Genomic DNA, 18,919 nt, shown 5'->3' with positions numbered 1-18,919 from the left:
TTCTTTGTTAGAAAAAAGGAGCCCGTAATGACTAATGAAATAACAGTAGTGTGGGGAGGGCATCCAGTCAAGCTAATATGGCAGCCTTCAAAGGTAGTCCTGAAAGAAGATATTGTGACTAGTGTTCACGGTTGTTGTTTTCATGCAGGAAAAGTGTTATTAGTTCGAGTGAAAAATAGAGGATTTAATATGCCAGGCGGACATGTAGAAGCTAATGAAACTCCTGAAGAAACTCTCCATAGAGAAATTTACGAAGAAGGCTATGTCAAAGGAGATGCAACTTATATTGGAGCGATTGAGGTTAACCACAAAGACAATCCTTTTTATATAGTAAATGGTAAATACCCTCTCATCGGCTATCAATTATTCTATCGTTTAGATATTGAGTATTGCTTTCCCTTTTTAAGAGAGAATGAAGCAACTACACGTATTTGGGTCGAACCAGAGGAAGTACCATACGTAATTGATGATCATGAACTAATTATAACTATATTAAGAGAAGCAGAAATCATTAATAATTAATAGAACGAATGAAATGAATTTACAATAAAAATGATTTTTAATAGTAATTAGTTTATAAAGAAAAATAAAACGCTCCAAACCATTAAGGTTTGGAGCGTTTGGTTATTATTTAGCTTCAGTTGAACTATCTGGAACAGCCTCTGTTTCAGTGCCTTCTGTTTCACTATTTTCTGCGCCAGTGGTGTCGTCCGTTCCATCAGTACCTGTTGTACTATCTTGGTCGTCCTGCGTATCTACTTCTCCTTCATTTTCTGAATCCAAACCAGAATCGTTTTGTCCGTCATCTTCAAGAGTTGGGTCTTCTACTTCAATATCATTGATATCTGCATCATCATCATCTCCACAAGCTCCTAACAATAATGCTGAACTTAAAACTATTGGTAAAGCGAATATTCTTTTCTTCATCTTAAATTCCTCCATTCAAATTGTTCTTTTATTTACTTAATGTGTTAGGCCTACTTTATGTCTACCTCATTATAATAACTTTAAACTTTTTTCTTCAAGAATCTTATTATTAGAAAAAATGTAATATAAAAACATGGATAATATATATGATATAATTTAGTCTTATGAGAATTTTTGATGCTGAAAGGAGGCATTCGGTTGCTACAAACTTTTCTGATTAATATATTATTTATTACTTTACCTGTTCTACTTTTTGTCGTCTTTTTAGATAACAAAAAGAGAAAAGAATATATATACTTTTTCATACTATCTTCATCAATATCAATGATTTTATGCATGATTTATCCAATTAGATTAGAATTAGGTTTTACAGTTGATTTAAGATACATACCGTTTTTCACTTTGGCTCTTTACGGTGGCTATAAGAAATTGTTTCCACTTTATATTATTTTAAATATAGTACGTTTTTTTGTAGGGGGAGAAGGAGTTATACAATCCTTTATTTTCTCAACTGTAGCTTTTGCTATTGTTCCACTAATGCACAAAAGGTTTATTAATTATTCCCCTAAGAAGAGAATATTCACTGGTATTTTAATGGTATTAATCAACGATTTGACTTATTTAATTTCTCTTACTACTTTTTTTGACAAACTAACTACTGAATATTGGACTGTTGCTGCTTATATTATTGTTACATATGTCATAGTTATGTTGTTTAACTTGAGTATGGTCGAGAAAATTTTATCTAATATTAAACAGCGAGATAATTTTCTTCGAGCGGAGAGGTTGCATGTGATGAGCGAATTATCTGCGAGTGTCTCTCATGAAATAAGAAATCCTCTAACTGTAACAAATGGCTTTTTACAATTATTAAGCGTCTCAAAAGATATTACTCCAAATGATAAAGTTTATATTGATTATTCTTTGAAGGAGTTAAATAGAGCTGAAAACATACTAAATGATTTTTTAGCATTTGCTAAGCCTCAATCGGTTCATATGGTTCAATCTACATTAGAAGAGGAATTAGTATACGTTAAAAATGTTATGATGCCTTATGCTAAATTCCATGAAGTCGAAATCTTGCTATTATTTCAGAACACAGTGAAGATTAAATTTGATCAAAATCAAATGAAACAGTGCATAATTAATCTACTAAAAAATGGTGTAGAATCAATGAAAGGCAAGGGGGGACTTCTTCTTGTACGGGCCGAACAGCAAGGAAAAAATCTAATCATTACGATAGAGGATGAAGGAATAGGCATGACTTCCGAAGAAATAAGCCAGTTGGGGAAACCTTATTATTCTAATAAAAAAGAGGGTACAGGATTAGGTATGCTAATGGTATATGGGACAATTTCCACATTAAAAGGAAATGTAGAAGTAAAAAGTCAAAAAGGAAAAGGGACTATATTTACTATAACTATACCAGTTTAAAAAAGAGTTAAAAGTAACTGGTTCTATTAAAAATACGTTTTTGAAATTATAATAATATGTTTAATAAAAGCACCGCAATTGATATGTGTCAGTTGTGGTGTTTTTTTATGTAGTCAATCGACTTTAGATAGAATAATGTAACTCGTTGTTCGTAGAAAGATCGTAGCAATAGTCACAATAGACGAAAGGTAAAACTATCATCCTTTAAGAAAGGTTAAATCATTTTAAAATATAATAAAAGTAAATAAAACAGAGTGATCAGTTAGGGGGTGAAGAGATTCTTAAATAATATCCATTTGGATCGACCAAACGAAAATCTTTCAGGCCCCATTCTTGTTGTTTTAGTTGGGATTCTAATTCAATTTTCATCTCACTTACACGTTGATGAAAACTTTGAATATCAGGAACAATAATGATTATCTCTACACCAACTCCTTTTCGGGAGGTGCTAATATTACTGAAATAATGGTCCTTTGAAAGAATATTTTGTTGCGTTAAAAGTATATTGAGATTTTTGGATCTAAATCTAGCACTAGTTTCATTTTGAGAATATAAATCTAATTGAATTACGTTTTTATAAAAGTCAACAGACCTTTTCAAATTTTGTACGAACAATTCTAAACGCATATAAACATCCATTTTCAAACCTCCATAGATAAAAAATAGTTACATCAAAGTGATAACGAGTGAATATAATTCGTGTTTCCAATGTTAATAATACTAAATTTAATTGTTTTATTATTCATTCAAAGGGCTGAATATATTCTACATTTTAAATTTAGGGGGTTTTAAGTTACTTCACATTCCGTAAATAATGTGTAATAACCAAAATCGGAGTTTAGTAGAACACGAAAAAATATTAATAAGTTGGTGATTTAATGTTATTAACATATTTGTAATGATACTATATACTCGATTGTAGATGATTAGTCAACAAAAAGACCGCTGCTCATTGAAGCAGCGGCTTTTAAATTAGATAATTATTTGGGTATTTTCACCGGATGAATCAGGATAATAAAGGTCTTTACGGAGGCAAACATCCTTATGTGTTAAGGTTTCGCCTTTAAAACGAAGCCAAATCTCATCATCTGCCATTACACCATGTGTTTTCCGAACAATGCCCCAACGATTATACGCTTGCAAACCAAGACTCTTGAGTAACTCATCGGCATTGGCACGTGTTGGTGGAAACGTACGCCATTTAAGCCACTTCTCCAGTTCTTCTAGCGTAATATGACCTTCCATAATCGGTGAAAATTGTTTATTAAAGTCTACTATATAGTTCACGACATAAGGTGTGCCACCATTTGCGGGTTTTAAATCAACTGTAGCAATTACATCGTCCATCCACATGACCTCGAACTTCATATAATCAATCAATTTGATTCACTTCCTTCAATGAAAAGATGTTTGAAGATAGGGTCGTTTAACTGTGATAGTAACACTTGTTGTGCTCGACCAAAATCAATTGAATTTATTTTTAGTGTTTCTAATAATTTAGCTTTATAGATGAATGCTGAACCGGTATAGAGTGCGAGCTGTTTAGTAAAGCTTGAGTTAAATGGTTTTGCTTTCACTTTTCTTTTTAAAATTGATAATGGTTTACCTAGTGGATAGTCCTTTTCATCGGATAGCAAACTTAGTCCATTATCAAAAATCGGTGCGAGTCTCCATACTTTGGTAACAGGATTGTATAAGAATAAAATGTTATTCGTATGACGATCTTCGTTTAAAATGAGTGCATCAAACGCTACTAATTGAGCAATATCTTCTCGTACATTCAGTCCGGTAAAGTCCTGCACTTGTTGCATAATTTGCTCAAACTTTTCTTGTGTAGAAAGAGATTTATCGTTAAGGACATGGTCGGTCGTCGTAAAGTTTGCCTCAAATAAACGCTCAAGCGTGACTTCTTGTAGCTTACCTCTGAAATCCTGCGAATAACAGCCCATGGAAATTTCACCATTTGGTAAAATAATTTTACAAGGATAGTAGTTTACATAATCTTTTTCTTGTAATGTAGAGCATGCTAACACAAGTGATGCTAATACTTCGGCTTGTCCCTCGTAGCCACGAGTATTTTGTTTAACCCACTTATCTCCGACACACCATTTTGATTGGTCACCTTTACTTGAAGTACTAATAATACGAATATTATCTGCTGGTATATGAATTTCTTCCATGCATCTCACGTCCAATTTACTTGAGTTTCTTATATTATATAGTTAAAAATAAGGTTTTTCATCATTTAACCCATTTGTTTTATTTTAAAACTTCTCCACAAGTTTCTCTCTCCTCAGCCCAGTTGCAATTAGTTCTCCAATAAGTTTGATAAAACCTTTTTTCTTCTTAAACTAACGGTGCAGTTTAGTTGAATAAGGCTAGATAGGAAATTATGATAAGAATAGAAATAAAACTAGGGGGATTTCTAATGCATACAGACAATAAAACAGTATTAGAATTAGTGGAATTTGATAAATATGATGTCTTAGGTTTAATAGAACTTTCTGCCTCAGTTGGTTGGGATTATGATGAGCATGAAATTAGAACTGTTATGTCATCTGGTAAAATATACGGACATAAAAATGCTGATGGGAAAATTGTTTCGAGTGCTGCAATAATACCTTATGATACTGATTTAGCTTCAATTGGTATGGTTATTGTTAATGAAAAATATAGAGGTTTAGCCTTAGGAAAAAAGGCTACTCAAAAATGTATAGACAGTGTTTCTCAAAATACTTCAATAATGTTAATTTCAACTGAAGATGGGAAACCCTTATATGAAAAATTGGGTTTTAATACTGTCGACCATGTACATAAGTTTTTAAGTGATAACTATATTCCAACTAACTTGTTTAATAATCGAGAAATTACCTTAGAGAAATACAGTGAGAATGATATTAATGAAATTATTGAATTAGATTCGGCTGCATTTGGTGATAAGAGAAGAAAATTACTTCTTAACAGGATAAATCAATCAAAACAATGTTTAGTTGTTAGAAATCTAAAGGGGAAGATTATTGGATTCGGATTATCCATATTAGGACCAATAAATCTATTAATAGGACCTATTGTAGCACCAGATTCACAAACAGCTGCTTTAATAATCGATGGGTTAATTCTTAATCATCAAGGAAAGTTAAGGATTGACGTGCCATCCAATAATGACAAGTTAATGTTATTCTTGGAGAAAAGTGGATTTGTAAAAGTTAGTAATCCTCCGATAATGATAAAGAACTCTATTAATATGCCATATAGGAATAAAGAGTTATTTGCTATTACTGCACAAATCTTTGGTTAAGTTTGAAGGTATAGTTCAATAAGAAATGGTAAAATAGAGTTAATAAAAGCTGTTTTGATAGGGAGACAATATGGATAAAAATGAATTCTTTCAAGACCTTGAAGAAATTGTGGTTGACCCTTTGTTTATTGGAAATAGTAAAGAGGACATAGACCAAGAAATATCAAACAACACTTGGTCAATTTCTGTTAGTAACGAAATGAATATTAAGTTGAGTGTTAAGGATTTTAAAGATTTTTTTAGAGAGGTTATTTCCAACAGAAGTAAACAAATTAAAATGTCTAATAAGGGTATGCTTTTTTATGTATGGTTCGATTGGCAAGCTGCACAATTAAGATTTAATTTAATATCGGATTATGATTCTAAGCTACCGTTCAGTTGTGAAATTGAAACTATTGATAACCTCGAACCTGTCATTGAAGAATTTCTTAGTTTTCCTTATCACGATGGCTTTCCCGTTGAAGATATTCGTGAGGAAGATGAAGGGGTAGAAGAAAACAATAACCCCTTAAAAATTTTCCTATGCAAAATAAATGGATAATTCTTATTCAGCTAACGAGGTGCTTTAGCAAATCTTGGCCATCCTTTCGATGGTCTATTTTTATGTCCAAAACATTAAGTTGATCCCAGATATGCTTTGTGAAATGTTACACTGAAACTAACGAAGCAGGTTAGTTGAAGAGTGTTGTTTAACTTGTATTCAACAATCGAGCCAGATGGTTATATAACCATCTGAATAAACAAGCGGATTAGTCTGAAGATAAAGGGGGATTTATATGAATACAAAACGTAATCGGAAGGTCTGGAGGATAGGTTCAGGAGTATTTATTGTACTTGTTATAGCTTTCATATCATGGTATTATCCATTATCGCTTTTTAGCATCCATCAAAGCTTTACATATCATCCTGGTTCGGGAACTCATAATGGCAAAACCTACCAAGAAGAGATTGGCGAGTTTAAAGCTGCCTATGAGAAGGATCTAAAAAAGGATTTAGGAAGTGATAATTACAATCCTACCGTAAATCGAACTCAATTTATTCTTCCGATTTTTGAACAAGAATGGCTGATCGGCACGGACTCCAAAACAATTGACAAAGATAAACTGGATAGAATGCTTTTCGAAGTACAACAGGCAAGAAATACCCTGTTAGACCTTGTTTCTGAAGGAGATTATTCCAGAGAAGAAAGGATATACCTGGTTGACAGCATAAATAATTTCTTGAACTTGGAAGAGCGGATTAGATTTATAAGAAACGGAAAATTTTTTTCGAGAAGTGATTTGCAAAGGATGTTAGGTAATTTACAAGGAGATTTCTGGGCAGGTTTTGATTACTATACCACCGTTTTTTATGATGTATCTCATAAATAAAAGTTTGAAGCTATCGGGCGCGATTGTTTAATAAGCGTCTCAGTTCTTCTTAAACTAAAGGGTGCTTTAATTGAATAAGGAACACTTAATAATCGAGAAAATCATGACGAAAGAAAGCAACCATTTTGAACAATCTCTTTCAAAATGGTTGCTTTTATTTTTTGCTGTATGAGGTTAGTAGAATAACTTGTAAAATTGAATCTCTTCTTATTATATATACTCTCCAAACAACTCCGGTTTCCAACTATGAACAGGATGGTTTTCTTTTGCGAATACTTTTTCTAAATAAATTTCCGTTGTTTCTAACCGTTCATGTCCTAGCGATTTCATAATGTCATATATCTCTACTTTATTTAGTCGTGAAATAATGGCAAAAGCGTGTCGAAAGTAATGTGGTGTCAGTTCTACTACTTCATCCTTCAGGTTAAGATACAACTTTGCATTTTCTTTTTTTACATATTGCGCTAGGTAGGAGGGGGTATAGGCTTTACCTGTGTTTGTAGTAAATAAAGGAGCATTCGATTCTGCTTTTTCTATAGGTGGTAATCCTCTAGAGCGGCGAAATGCTTTAATGCTATTAAGCACTTTCTCTTTCACTGGTACTTGCCTACGCTTGTTCCTTTACCTATGATTTCTAGATAATGTCCTCCCAAGATAGTATCTCTTTTCAAGTCATTTACCTGCAACTTACAAAATTCTTCATTTCTAATTCCCGTAGTAGACAATACATGCACAATTGCAAACTTCACGTGATGTTCTATTTTTTGAAGGAAGACAGCTTAAAGATTACTTCTTTGGGACCCAGGTTTCGGTTTGGACGTTCATCTTTCCGAACAGTTGCTTTTCTAAAGCCTTCATATATAGGTTCATTAATATATTTATCATTATAAAGAATGGTTAAGAAAGCTTTTATTATTGCACTCTTTAGCTTAATAGTAGCAGGAGAGTAAGAGCCTTTTATTAAAACATGAGGGCTCTTGGTGATTAACCATTCCTGGTATCGTCTCAGATGTCTTGATTAAAGTGATTTTAATTAGTCAACCTTCGATAACTTGGGCAATATCTTAAGCAGGAACTATTGATTGGTTGTCGAAACAGTAATAATCAGGAAATTTAAAGAAAAAGACTTAGTGAAAGGAATGAGTTTATGAAAAATTACCTGTTTAGCATTATAGTCGTAGCACTTCTTGGAATATCTGCGTTGGCCATATTGTTAGTCAACAAGGACACTTCTGAAAAAGAAGCCGAAGAAACAAATGAAGTTAAAATTGATGATGAATTTCTAAAGAACTGGAATAAAATTAATATTACATTGAAAGAGAAATCCCGAAATAACCATTATTTTGAAAATGAGGATTTGAACAATGGTGATATTTTCTTATTAAATGGAGAAAGCCAGGGGTTGAAATTAAAAGAAGGAGATAATGTATTGGTGGATTTAACCATAATCCCCGATGGCTTAAGTCATACTGGGGTTGGATACATATTAAATGGGAAATATACAGAGATTTTTTCAGCCCCCGTTTCTGATAAACTGACAACCTCTTTTGATGTGAAGGTGGATGGGGAATATATAATTTGTATTGTCGGTGGTAACGCAAACTTTATAACAATTACGAATGGTCTTATTTCAATTGATTAAATTTGAATAATATCTTTTTTAACTAGCGAGGTGCTTTACTTCAAGAAGGAGTAAAGTCTTTATTCTTATTTAACTAACGGCGCAGTTTAGTTTAATAAGAGGTAAATTTGACCGAGTGTCGAAATAGTAATTATAGTTGAATTGTAGAAGGGGTAGAATATGTCAAGATATATTAGTAAATTTTTCTTAACATTACTAGCTAGTGTAATTTTATTTTTTCTATTGAGTGGTTTGTTTGATAGCGGTGACCATATCGAAATTTGGATTTTTACTTTCGGTACAATAATTATTATAGTGCTATCATTTTTAATTGCACTTATGTATTATTTAATAGATTTAATTAAGAGTAAATCTTAGTTTGTCTACGTTGTGTTTTACTTCGGAAGGGGTAAAGCCTTTTTTCTTATTGAACTAACGAAGCAGTTTAGTTCAATAAGAAAAACTGATAAAATAACAATAAATCAGTATAAAAAGGTGTTGTTATATTTGGAACAAGTTAGAATTTATAGAATTTCTTGGGTACCTATATTGGGGTTTATGTCTTTTGGAATATTATTTTGTATATTGACTATTTTAGGTTTAAAAGAGGGTGGACTTTCTTACACATTAATTATTGGATTCATTTTTCCATTTCTTCTTATTGGGTACGCTATATACCTATTAAAAAAAAGAAGAGAGGGAATGGGATTTTATTGGGATGATGAAGGAATTGTAATTGATTTGAACGGTAATAAAGTTTATTGGGATGAAATAGATAGTATTGAATATTATAAAGGTAAAACTGGAACCTCTACAGTTATTTATCCACACTATACAAATCACGAAAAGATAAGAATTCGTCGTAAAAAATGGATGCCCACAACTTGCCATTCAAATGATTGGATTTTAATAGAAAGTCCAAATGAATATCACGAAAACTTAATAAAAATATGGGAAGAAAAAAGTAATAAAAAATAATAAAAGGCAAACTTGATTAATTCTTATTAAGCTAACGAGATGCTTTACTTCAAGAAGGAGTAAAGCCTTTTTTCTTAGTTAACTAGCGCGGCAGTTTAGTTGAGTAAAAAAATGAATTGGAGGTCGAACAGATATGAAACGAGAGGGAATTGTTAAATGGTTTAAAGAAGAAAAGGGTTATGGTCGTATTATGCTTGACGGTGAGGATGGAAATCATGTTTTTGTTCATTTCAGTTCGATTTTACCTGATAAAGAAAGATTTCCGAATGGGTTCATATTCCTTAAACAAGGTCAAAAAGTATCCTTTGATTTAATTGAAAACCCAAATTCTACCGACCAAGAGCAAGTTGCAGAAAATGTATTCATCATCTCTGACTAAAAAAATCTTATTCAACTAATGGGTAGCTTTACTTCAATAAGGAAATTAAAGGAGTGATTTTTTGGAAAACCAATATGTATGTCGTTTTGATATAGATTTTAGACTTGGCGATATTGAAATTAAATTAAATGGGGATGGTCAAGAAGTCCTTTTCAAATTTATGATTGCATTCTTTTCATTTCCTTCTTTATTATTTTTTCTGTTACAGCTATGGAATGGAAAAATGAACAAAACTGAAATAAGCAGTTTCGGTTTTGCGGTGAGATATTATTTTACTGTAGAGGATGAAGATTTACTTATTGAACATTCAACTTACCATGAACTTATTGAACATTCAACTTACTACGAAGGCGAATACATTACTCGCAATTATAAATTTAATTTTGAGAATTTTGTTAAAGCAATAGATAAAGGTTTTTCAGAATACCTTCAAGAACAACGCAGTAAAGGAATTCCTATAGGAGTAGAAGAAGATTCTCACCCCTTATCGAAGCAAGTAATTAAAGAATATGAAGAATTCTCGACCATCATTAATGAGAAGAAAGGTAAATACTTCAACTAACGGGTGCTTTACTTCAAGAAGGAGTAAATAGAGATATAAAACTGGGGGGAGAAAAATTGGAAGAAAACGATAGAGGCACTTTATATTTTAATATGTCCATTGGTACTCTAGGACTTCTCATTATTGTAGTAGGATTATATAAATATGTTGAAACCGTCGGTGGGGATTCTTCATATGCATTGTTAGGTTTTCCTTTAACAATGATTTATTTAAATTATCTTGAAGGGAAAGCTGGTATAAGTAAAAAAATATTATGGATTAAATCTATCATAGCGATTTCCTTACTGTTTATAATTTACATCTTCTTATTCAACTAACATGTGCTTTACTTCAAGAAGGAGTAAAGCCTTTTTTTCTTATTGAATTAAAGCAGCAGGTTAGTTAAACAAGAATATAGGGAGGTATAGAGTTGAATTACATCATAATTTTACTTTCTTTACTTATCTCGACGATGGTGTCTGTTTGGATAATAAAAAAGAAAAACAACAAAAGGATTAGCATGTTTTCAGCGTTTATAACAAATTTATTGTTTTTATCAGGAACAACATGGGTCCTATATAGTATAGATGATGAAGCAAAAATATTTGGTTTTGGGCATACTGATCTTCCTGTCTTGATATTTGCGATTCCCATAATAACTTGGGTTAACTTTTTAATTCTTCAATTTGTAAAAAATCAAGGATAAAAGGAGTTTTTCTTCTTCAACTAACGGGTGCGTTAGTCAAATAGAGCAACGTCATTATGACGTTGCTCCTTTATAATTAAAAGTATTTCTGATAATACTCTTTCCTTAGCCTTCCGCTTAATTGAGCGTAGATCCTAGTTGTTTCACTTTTCTCATGTCCCATAAGACTTTGTATGACTTCAATAGGAGCTCCATTATTCATCAAATGAGTTGCGTAGCTGTGTCTAAGTTGATGTGGATGAATCTCTTTATTAATTTCCGCACGATTGGAGATCCGCTTGATGATGTATCTCATTTGGGCGACACTCATTTTATGTGGCTGTCTTGCAGTTACAAAGATTGCTGGATTATGGTCATTACGGCTTTCTATATAGCGTTTAAGCCAAATATCACAACGTGTATTAAAATAAACTTCCCTTTCCTTATCACCCTTTCCTCTCACGATCGCGGATTGATTGGACCAATTAATATGGTTCTTTTCTAAGGAAACTATTTCGCCAATTCGACAACCGGTAGAAAACATGAATTCAAAAATTGCTTTTTCTATTGGGGAATGACAGGATTCACGAAGGTGTTCAATCTCCCGTTCGGTTAAATACTTAGGTATCCGCTTCCCTATTTTGGGTTCTTTAATCTTGGAAGTGGGATTCTTACTAAGAAAGCCTTCTTCATGAGACCAACGAAAAAATGATTTCATAAAGCGGATACGATGTGCAAGACTGGCTGGTTTTAAATGCTTACAGGATATAGCAAGATATTCCTTTAGTTGATTTGTATCCAGCAATGCCATCTCTACATCTTTAAAATAATCAATTAGTAATGAAGACTGTAATTGGTAGGCTTTCAACGTTTGTGGCGAAAAGCCCTCTATTCGCTTATCCGCTTCAAACGAAGCCCATGCTTTTGACAGTAACAATTCCATTCCCCCTAAAATAGTACTATTAAAAGGATTATTGCCAACTTAATAGAATTATAGACATAGGGCGTGTATTTTTATTAAAGCAGCAGGTTAGTTGAACAAATTAACACAAGATATATTGAAACGAAAACTATGAAATTATGTCTAATTACAAAAGGAGTGATGATACTGAAAAAACTTAGCTTAATTTTGTCTTTGATATTTTTATCAATAGGATTATTGGGCTGCCAACAAAATGGTAAAGAGAAGGAGTCCAACAACGAAATTTCTAAAAATGTAACCAGCTCTCCTACTAAAAATATGCCAAAAGATATGCCTAGTGATTTTAATTTTTCTATTCAGTCCGGCGTTCAAAAAAAGAATGAAATTAATACTTTTGAAGGAACGGTGACCAAGGATTTAATAGCAGATGGTACTGCAACAACAGAGGTTATCTTAACAGAAGAAGAAATGAAAGCTATTTATGAGAAAATGCAAGAAATTAATATAGCCGAAACGAAGGAATTTACACCTAAACCTATAAACGGAGCGGCTTGTATGCAAGAACCGCACGGAGAAGATGAGTGGAAAATTATTATTAATGGTGAAACGATAAGTCACTTATTTTCAGAGGAATACTGCGAACCAACGAACGATGCAAAACAGCTAATTGAGTTGAGAAATTATGTCTTTAATATAATTAAAAGCAAGAGTGAATATAAATCACTCCCAGAGTCCAAAGGTGGGTACGAATAATTATTGAACGGGTGCTTTACTTCAAGAAGGAGTAAAGCCTTTTTTCTTATTGAAATAAAGAAGCAGGTAGTTAAAAAAGAATTGTATTTTAGTTTTGAAGAATTATAAAGAAAATATCATTGGGAGGGAGAAGAAAAATGACTAATTCAGATAAGAAGACTGTCAATTTAATTAATGTTGATTTTCAAGGATTACATGTTAATACAATAGGTGATGGAGAAGCTATTGTTTTCCTGCACGGTGGACCTGGAAGCGAACAACGTTTTTTCCTACCACATGTTTTACCCTTATCTCGTAAGTTTAAATTAGTCTTTTATGATCAAAGAGGTTGTGGGAAATCAGAACCATCCATAGATAATCAATATTCGATGAAGGATGAAGTAAATGCATTGGAATTATTACGGAAAGAATTAAGACTAGAGAAAATAAATCTATTCGGAGAGTCCTGGGGTTCAATGCTGGCTCTACTATATGCAACTACTTATCCAGAAAAGGTAAATAAGATTTTTCTAACTGCTGCAATAGGTGTTACTGCTGAAGGATTTAAAATCTTTGGAGAAGAATTAGAAAAAAGGTTGTCGAAAAAAGATAAAGTAAATCTCTCTAATTTAGAGGTTAGACTCAAAAGAGGGGATTCAACAATCGAAGATATTTTATTGATTTTGGATAAATATTATGTTTATTCAGAGGGATCATTAAAGAGGAAAGCAAAAACATCTATAAATCCAACAGTAAATGATGCAATTGGAAAGGACATCCTAGATAACTATGACTTAACCAATAGATTAGATGCTATCAATAATATCCCTATCTTAATTGCACAAGGAAGCCACGACATATTAACTCCTAATTTAGCAGAAAAATTACTGTTAGAACATATTCCTCATGCAAAGTTAATTGAAATAGAGAAGTGTGGTCATTGGACCGTTTTGGAAAAACCAAATGAAATCAATAAAATTGCTCATGATTTTTTTAACACTAGCTTGTTAAGCTAACGGGTGCTTTACTTCAAGAAGGAGTAAAGCCTTTTTTTCTTATTGAACTAAAGCAGCAGATTAGTTGAAGAAGGTAATTATAGATAAATGGCGAATAAATAAATTTGGAGGTGATTTTTTGAAGAAGGTAATTATAGGATTATGTATATTTGTAACCACTGGACTTATCCTCTTTATAATACAAGATGAATTTATAGGGAACGAGAATGCAAATAGTATTGATGAAATGTTTTCTGGTCAAATTTTTGATGATGCAAAAGAGAAATTTACTGTGCATGCTATAGGGTTAAGTCCAGAAGAAAAAATCTTTACAGTTAGAATTGAAAAAACACAATACAAAGAACAAGCAGAGGAATACTTTAGAGACATTTTAGATTCTCGTGATATGAAAAGTTATGGACTTGAGGTATTTGCTGATGATTTAACTTTATAATAAAGAGATTTGTGAAAATATACTTAAAGTAACGGGTACTTTAGCAAAATATGGCCATCAGTTTGATGGTCTATTTCTATGTCCCATTAAGTTGATCCCAGATTTGCATTGTGAAATGTTACACTTAAACTAACGCAGCAGTTTAGTTGAATAAGAAAAATGGGAGGAAGTGAATAATGTGTATCGCTTTGCAGAATTAGGAATTGTTATTAATCCAATACTTGCGATAATTATCTGCATAAATTTAGTTACTATTATTAATAAAGTAAAAAATAATGAAGATACTTCTACTAATACTATTATTGTTAGTTTATCTTTAGCCTATATTGTTTTTACTATTTCAATTCTTGCTAGCTTTTAATTAGCTCTTATTGAAATAACGGGTGCTTTACTTCAATGAGGGTAAAGCCTTTTTCTTATTGAACTAACGGTGCAGGTTAGCACAAGAAGGCATTTTTTGAAAGATGTCGAAGTAGTTAATGTAGGGAGTATGGCAAAAACGGAGTTGATTCAATTGAGACTATTCAGCTTGATACAATTATTAACGGCTATGATTACGTTTGGTATTTATTTTTATTTTATTGAACCTGTGATTACAGAGAATGTATGGTTCAAAATTTTGATATTTGCACTAGTTTTCTTAACTCTAAGTTATTTTTCCAAAAGGTTTGAAGGACATTTTAAATTTTTAGATAAACGGATTGATAATCAACTTAGTGTATGGATTGTAATTGGTTTAATTTTCATTCCATTATTCATTATTTTTTGAACTATGGGTGCTTTAGTAAAGATTTTAGAGCTGCTTAGGCAACCTTTTCCATATTGTACTATTGGGTAGGTTAGTGAAATAAAGGGTTAAACTAATTAGATAAAAATTAGGAGAGTGCTATGAGAGTCTTTTTAGAGTCAGCACTAATTTTAGTTATGTTCGTATTGGTTAGTAGCATATGGGTTATTTTTTTTGGAAGTATATATTTAGAGATTGGCATTGATATTGAAAGATATGGTTGGACACCTTATGTCTCTATTCTGATTCTGTTTTTGGTGCTATATAGAAATAAATTGCAATTTAGAGGAAGGAATAAAGGAAAAGATAGAGAAAAACTACCGAAATTAATTTCTAAAATACTTATTTTCACTGCAATTAGTCTGTTATTCTTACCTCCAGTACTGAGTTTCTTCTTCAACTCCCATGAAAATTAAAACCTTCGATTTAGAGAAAAAGGCAATACGAAATCTGACGCAGCTCAATTATTTTTTAAAAAAGTGCAGCGCCAAAATGAGAATCAAATTGTGGGTTGGATTAGGAGGCATTTGGTTCAGTGATTGTAACGTTGTAACCTAAGTTTTCAAGTCTTCGAACAGAATATCGTACAATCGATTGTTCTTTTTGCTTATCAAAATAATCTTCACCTAAGTCTACATACATTTCTTTGCGTGTTAGGAGATAGTAGCTGATTCTTAAAATGGCATGAGCGACTGATATTCCTGCACGCTTTTTACCTTTTCTTGATGCAGTACGCCTATACAGGGCTCCCAAATAGGTTTTAGATCCTCTGACAGAATGAGCTGAATCTGGCTAACCTTATATTACGAACGAGGTGCTATAGCAAACAGGTTTGTCAGTAGGCAGCCTCTATTCTTATTCAACTAACGCGGCAGTTTAGTTGAATAAGGATATTGAAAAAGTGTGGTTAAAAAGGGGTGTAGCATTGGAAAAATTAGAAAACGCTGAATTAGATTTAGAATATAAAGTTTTTGGTACGGGGGAGAAGATTCTCCTTTTAGAAATAGGAATAGGAAGTTCAATTTATAACTGGTTTCCCTTTGTTAAAAACATAATGAAAGACTTTACTATAATTATGTATCACAGGGCTGGTTATGGTAGTAGTAGAATTTCAATAAATCCAAGGACAACTAAAAATATATGTCACGAGTTAAACAAATTTATTGAATCATTAGGTATAAAGGAAAAGGTAACTATAATGGGACATTCTTTTGGAGGACTATGTGCGTTACATTATGTAATGCTTTTCCCAGACAAAGTTAATGGACTAATTTTATTGGATTCAACTTCACCAAACTTTAATCGTTTATATAATCTTGATATACCAGTAATGAATTCTCTGATATCGATAGACCAAATGGTACAAAGTAATTTGGACAATTCATATAAATCAAAAGAGGAACTTAGAAATCTTTATAATCAGTCAATTGATGATTGTCACGGCATACTTACCAAGAGTGAAGTGATTAGATTTGAGGAATTTATCACCAGTCCTAATATGTTTAAAACTGTTGCAGAAGAGTTCCAAAACTGGGAATCAAATAGTGAAAGTATAAAAGAACTTGGTGAATTCCCTAACATTCCACTAACAGTTATTGCAAGAGACATAGAGGCTTCGGTCAATGCCTTTGTTCAATACAATATCCCAAAAGAAGAGGCAGTAAAATATGAAAAAGTTTGGAGAGAACTGCAAATAGGATTATCTCAATTATCTACTAAAGGAAAACTTATCATAGCAGACCGCAGTGACCATGGTATTCATCTCGATAGACCTGATATAGTAATTCAGGGTTTAAAAAGATTTTTATAGAAATTACTGAAATCGTTGATAGATTGTGTATGATTGTACTTAAACTAACTGGTGTTTTAGTTAAAAAGTGGTTGACTATATCGGTAGCTTTTTCTTATTGAACTAACGTAAGCATGTTAGTTCAACAATGACAAGCAGTTAAAAAGGAGGGAGAATATATTATTTTTGAATTAATAGGATTGCTTTTAATGCCTATCTTGTGCGTTATATTTTGTTTGAATTTGGTTTCTATATTAAAAAAGGTAAAACACGATGAAAAAACTACGGTCAATACCTTTTGGCTTACATTATCGTTTACTCTTATTATGTGGAGCATTGCAGTTCTAGCGGGAAGCAGCTATTAAGCTAACGGGTGCTTTCGTATTATAAGGTTAACCAGTTTTTACTGGTTGACCTTATTTTTATAGGATTTAATATATCAGTAGCCAGGATAGGACGTACGGGTGCGTGGGACAATGATCCCGTCGGCTAAACTGTCCACCCCCTACTTGTAGAAACATGTTTGAGGCTGGTTGGGACATAGATCTCGTATAACAAGCGAAGCTATGACACTACAAGGAGGAACAGGGGTACTGGTGAGTGAGTCAGAGGAGGAAGTTAAATGAACCCAGTAGTTGGACTGGATGTGGCAAAAGGAGAGAGCCAAGTTCAGGCATTTTTAGATAAATCGAAGCCGTTTGGAAAGAGTTATTCTATGAAGCATACACGAGAGGATTTAGACCGTTTTATAGGCTTCTTACATGAGATCGAAGTGATGACCGGGCAAATGCCTATAGTCATTCTAGAATCTACAGGTCATTACCACTCTCCTGTTATTCAATGCTTGGAGGAGAACGAGGTTTTATATATCTTGCTTAACCCTATTATTTCTTATCAAGCGAAGAGATCTAGTTTAAGAAAGGTAAAAACAGACGCAATTGATGCGTATCAGTTGTGTATGCTTTATTATAAAGAAGATTTTGAACCTCATAAAAAAAGAGGGATTCAACTCTTAAATCTTAGAAATCTATCGAGACAACAGGAGATTGTGACGAATATGTATGTGGAGGCTAAGCTACAGTTTCACACTATTCTAGATCAAGTGTTTCCTGAATACCGCAAGGTTTTTGGTGATCTTTATTCAAAGGTTTCTTTATTGATGTTAAAGAAATATCCCACTTCAGAAGATGTAATAACGGCTGGAGAAAGTAAGCTAGCAGAGTGTGTGATGGAGTTTTGTCCAAGACGTTCTAGTCTATGGGCATTGGAAAAGGCAAAAAAACTAATGGATTCTGCCTATCGAAATCCATTTCAAAAAGTGGTGTATCATAGTCACTTGATCAATCTTCAAATGTATATTGAAATGCTTTTTCAGTACCAAGGACACCTTTCGGAGTTGGAAGTTCGGATAGTGACCTTGGCAGATGAATTAGAAGATTATAAGATTGTCCAATCGATTCCAGGAATCGGAGAAAAGATCGCTGCCACGATAATCTCTGAGATTGGGGAAATCGAACGGTTTAATCACCCGAAAAAACTAGTTGCCTTTGCAGGAGTAGATCCCAGTGTTCATTCATCAGGAAAGTTTACTGCCACAACCAATCGTATTACTAAACGAGGCTCTAGTAGATTACGCCATGCTTTGTATCTTGCCGTATTATGCGGAATCAGAAGTTCAAGAAACAACAAGCGGAAAGAATTCTATGATAAGAAAAAATCAGAAGGCAAGCCTGCCAAAGTAGCGATAGTAGCCTGCATTAACAAACTGCTTCATTGGATTTATGCTTTATTAAATAGCAAAGAAACTTTCCAAGATATAGCATAATCACTTGTTACAAGTAATTAAGATAAAACCTTCCAAAAGTTTTTTGGAGGGCTATTTGTCATGCACAAAATAGTATAACATAAGATTAATAATAATTTTAGAGAAAAATATTGACATCCTATTAGCTGGTTTAGTTGAAGAATAATCTACCAAATTGCAGGCAATTCTTGAGCAAGAAATAA

At 32.7% G+C, this 18,919-nt stretch carries 25 protein-coding genes and 1 pseudogene; 19 read left to right on the top strand and 7 right to left on the bottom strand.

Going from position 1 to position 18,919, the window contains the following annotated elements:
• The first annotated feature begins 27 nt into the window (after window positions 1-27).
• Complete coding sequence (locus MKY94_RS11490) at window positions 28-522, top strand: NUDIX domain-containing protein (RefSeq protein ID WP_154310681.1); 495 nt, start codon at window positions 28-30, stop codon at window positions 520-522.
• A gap of 105 nt (window positions 523-627) precedes the next feature.
• Here MKY94_RS11490 and MKY94_RS11485 read toward each other — a convergent pair whose 3' ends face one another.
• Window positions 628-927 carry a hypothetical protein gene (locus tag MKY94_RS11485; protein WP_144536092.1) on the bottom strand — a complete coding sequence of 100 codons (300 nt, stop codon included), beginning with the start codon at window positions 925-927 and terminating at the stop codon, window positions 628-630.
• A gap of 198 nt (window positions 928-1,125) precedes the next feature.
• On the opposite strand from MKY94_RS11485, the gene MKY94_RS11480 reads away from it, so the two are divergent.
• Entirely contained in the window at window positions 1,126-2,361 is a 1,236-nt protein-coding gene (locus MKY94_RS11480) for a HAMP domain-containing sensor histidine kinase (RefSeq protein ID WP_151109543.1), read from the top strand.
• 258 nt (window positions 2,362-2,619) lie between these two features.
• Here MKY94_RS11480 and MKY94_RS11475 read toward each other — a convergent pair whose 3' ends face one another.
• The 3 genes from MKY94_RS11475 to MKY94_RS11465 all read right to left on the bottom strand — a co-directional run bounded on the left by MKY94_RS11475 (window position 2,620) and on the right by MKY94_RS11465 (window position 4,541).
• Window positions 2,620-3,000 carry a VOC family protein gene (locus MKY94_RS11475; protein WP_151109545.1) on the bottom strand — a complete coding sequence of 127 codons (381 nt, stop codon included), beginning with the start codon at window positions 2,998-3,000 and terminating at the stop codon, window positions 2,620-2,622.
• 333 nt (window positions 3,001-3,333) lie between these two features.
• The gene (locus MKY94_RS11470; protein ID WP_225215956.1) at window positions 3,334-3,729 is read right to left on the bottom strand and encodes a hypothetical protein; all 396 of its coding nucleotides are present in this window, start codon (window positions 3,727-3,729) and stop codon (window positions 3,334-3,336) included.
• Between the two features lie 8 nt (window positions 3,730-3,737).
• A complete protein-coding gene (locus MKY94_RS11465) occupies window positions 3,738-4,541 on the bottom strand; it encodes a hypothetical protein (RefSeq protein WP_191696898.1) in 804 nt (267 codons plus the stop codon).
• A gap of 248 nt (window positions 4,542-4,789) precedes the next feature.
• On the opposite strand from MKY94_RS11465, the gene MKY94_RS11460 reads away from it, so the two are divergent.
• The 3 genes from MKY94_RS11460 (at window position 4,790) to MKY94_RS11450 (ending at window position 7,029) form a co-directional block, all read left to right on the top strand.
• Window positions 4,790-5,659 (top strand): GNAT family N-acetyltransferase, encoded by an 870-nt coding sequence (locus tag MKY94_RS11460; RefSeq protein ID WP_151109551.1) that lies wholly within the window; start codon window positions 4,790-4,792, stop codon window positions 5,657-5,659.
• A 70-nt stretch (window positions 5,660-5,729) separates the two neighbouring features.
• Entirely contained in the window at window positions 5,730-6,200 is a 471-nt protein-coding gene (locus tag MKY94_RS11455) for a hypothetical protein (protein WP_191963850.1), read from the top strand.
• A gap of 235 nt (window positions 6,201-6,435) precedes the next feature.
• Window positions 6,436-7,029 (top strand): hypothetical protein, encoded by a 594-nt coding sequence (locus MKY94_RS11450; RefSeq protein WP_151109553.1) that lies wholly within the window; start codon window positions 6,436-6,438, stop codon window positions 7,027-7,029.
• Window positions 7,030-7,239: 210 nt separating this feature from the next.
• Here MKY94_RS11450 and MKY94_RS11445 read toward each other — a convergent pair.
• Window positions 7,240-7,635, bottom strand: a pseudogene (locus MKY94_RS11445) (site-specific integrase); the annotation flags it as partial.
• Between the two features lie 541 nt (window positions 7,636-8,176).
• Between MKY94_RS11445 and MKY94_RS11440 the strand changes: the two are divergent.
• From MKY94_RS11440 to MKY94_RS11415, 6 genes are all read left to right on the top strand, one after another.
• Window positions 8,177-8,671 carry a hypothetical protein gene (locus MKY94_RS11440; RefSeq protein WP_342577085.1) on the top strand — a complete coding sequence of 165 codons (495 nt, stop codon included), beginning with the start codon at window positions 8,177-8,179 and terminating at the stop codon, window positions 8,669-8,671.
• Window positions 8,672-9,157: 486 nt separating this feature from the next.
• Window positions 9,158-9,628, top strand: coding sequence for a hypothetical protein (locus MKY94_RS11435; protein WP_225215957.1), 471 nt, complete (start codon window positions 9,158-9,160; stop codon window positions 9,626-9,628).
• 133 nt (window positions 9,629-9,761) lie between these two features.
• Window positions 9,762-10,007 carry a cold shock domain-containing protein gene (locus MKY94_RS11430; protein ID WP_151109561.1) on the top strand — a complete coding sequence of 82 codons (246 nt, stop codon included), beginning with the start codon at window positions 9,762-9,764 and terminating at the stop codon, window positions 10,005-10,007.
• Window positions 10,008-10,068: 61 nt separating this feature from the next.
• Complete coding sequence (locus tag MKY94_RS11425; protein WP_151109563.1) at window positions 10,069-10,569, top strand: hypothetical protein; 501 nt, start codon at window positions 10,069-10,071, stop codon at window positions 10,567-10,569.
• Between the two features lie 56 nt (window positions 10,570-10,625).
• Entirely contained in the window at window positions 10,626-10,886 is a 261-nt protein-coding gene (locus tag MKY94_RS11420; protein ID WP_151109565.1) for a hypothetical protein, read from the top strand.
• Between the two features lie 92 nt (window positions 10,887-10,978).
• The gene (locus MKY94_RS11415) at window positions 10,979-11,254 is read left to right on the top strand and encodes a hypothetical protein (protein ID WP_151109569.1); all 276 of its coding nucleotides are present in this window, start codon (window positions 10,979-10,981) and stop codon (window positions 11,252-11,254) included.
• 76 nt (window positions 11,255-11,330) lie between these two features.
• On the opposite strand, the gene xerA is transcribed toward MKY94_RS11415, so the two are convergent.
• Entirely contained in the window at window positions 11,331-12,170 is an 840-nt protein-coding gene (gene xerA / locus MKY94_RS11410; RefSeq protein WP_191696904.1) for a site-specific tyrosine recombinase/integron integrase, read from the bottom strand.
• Window positions 12,171-12,368: 198 nt separating this feature from the next.
• Here xerA and MKY94_RS11405 point away from each other — a divergent pair, with 198 nt between their 5' ends.
• The 6 genes from MKY94_RS11405 to MKY94_RS11380 all read left to right on the top strand — a co-directional run bounded on the left by MKY94_RS11405 (window position 12,369) and on the right by MKY94_RS11380 (window position 15,539).
• Window positions 12,369-12,908 (top strand): hypothetical protein, encoded by a 540-nt coding sequence (locus MKY94_RS11405; RefSeq protein ID WP_342577084.1) that lies wholly within the window; start codon window positions 12,369-12,371, stop codon window positions 12,906-12,908.
• A 137-nt stretch (window positions 12,909-13,045) separates the two neighbouring features.
• The gene (locus MKY94_RS11400; RefSeq protein ID WP_342577083.1) at window positions 13,046-13,903 is read left to right on the top strand and encodes an alpha/beta hydrolase; all 858 of its coding nucleotides are present in this window, start codon (window positions 13,046-13,048) and stop codon (window positions 13,901-13,903) included.
• 118 nt (window positions 13,904-14,021) lie between these two features.
• Entirely contained in the window at window positions 14,022-14,336 is a 315-nt protein-coding gene (locus MKY94_RS11395; protein ID WP_191696906.1) for a hypothetical protein, read from the top strand.
• Window positions 14,337-14,514: 178 nt separating this feature from the next.
• Complete coding sequence (locus tag MKY94_RS11390; protein WP_191696907.1) at window positions 14,515-14,697, top strand: hypothetical protein; 183 nt, start codon at window positions 14,515-14,517, stop codon at window positions 14,695-14,697.
• Window positions 14,698-14,793: 96 nt separating this feature from the next.
• On the top strand, window positions 14,794-15,105 hold the full coding sequence (locus tag MKY94_RS11385; RefSeq protein ID WP_191696908.1) for a hypothetical protein: 312 nt from the start codon (window positions 14,794-14,796) through the stop codon (window positions 15,103-15,105).
• A gap of 119 nt (window positions 15,106-15,224) precedes the next feature.
• Window positions 15,225-15,539, top strand: a complete 315-nt coding sequence (locus MKY94_RS11380; protein WP_191696909.1) for a hypothetical protein — start codon at window positions 15,225-15,227, stop codon at window positions 15,537-15,539.
• A gap of 100 nt (window positions 15,540-15,639) precedes the next feature.
• On the opposite strand, the gene MKY94_RS11375 is transcribed toward MKY94_RS11380, so the two are convergent.
• Window positions 15,640-15,876: a hypothetical protein gene (locus MKY94_RS11375; protein WP_191696910.1), complete on the bottom strand. Its 237-nt coding sequence runs from the start codon at window positions 15,874-15,876 to the stop codon at window positions 15,640-15,642.
• A gap of 172 nt (window positions 15,877-16,048) precedes the next feature.
• On the opposite strand from MKY94_RS11375, the gene MKY94_RS11370 reads away from it, so the two are divergent.
• Window positions 16,049-16,933: an alpha/beta fold hydrolase gene (locus MKY94_RS11370; RefSeq protein WP_191696911.1), complete on the top strand. Its 885-nt coding sequence runs from the start codon at window positions 16,049-16,051 to the stop codon at window positions 16,931-16,933.
• Window positions 16,934-17,534: 601 nt separating this feature from the next.
• Window positions 17,535-18,737, top strand: coding sequence for an IS110 family transposase (locus MKY94_RS11365; RefSeq protein WP_342577082.1), 1,203 nt, complete (start codon window positions 17,535-17,537; stop codon window positions 18,735-18,737).
• Window positions 18,738-18,919: the final 182 nt, after the last annotated feature.

The organism is Psychrobacillus sp. FSL K6-2843 (genome assembly GCF_038626375.1).
Classification (GTDB): Bacteria; Bacillota; Bacilli; order Bacillales_A; family Planococcaceae; genus Psychrobacillus; species Psychrobacillus faecigallinarum.
This window is presented reverse-complemented; position numbering and strand designations above follow the sequence as displayed.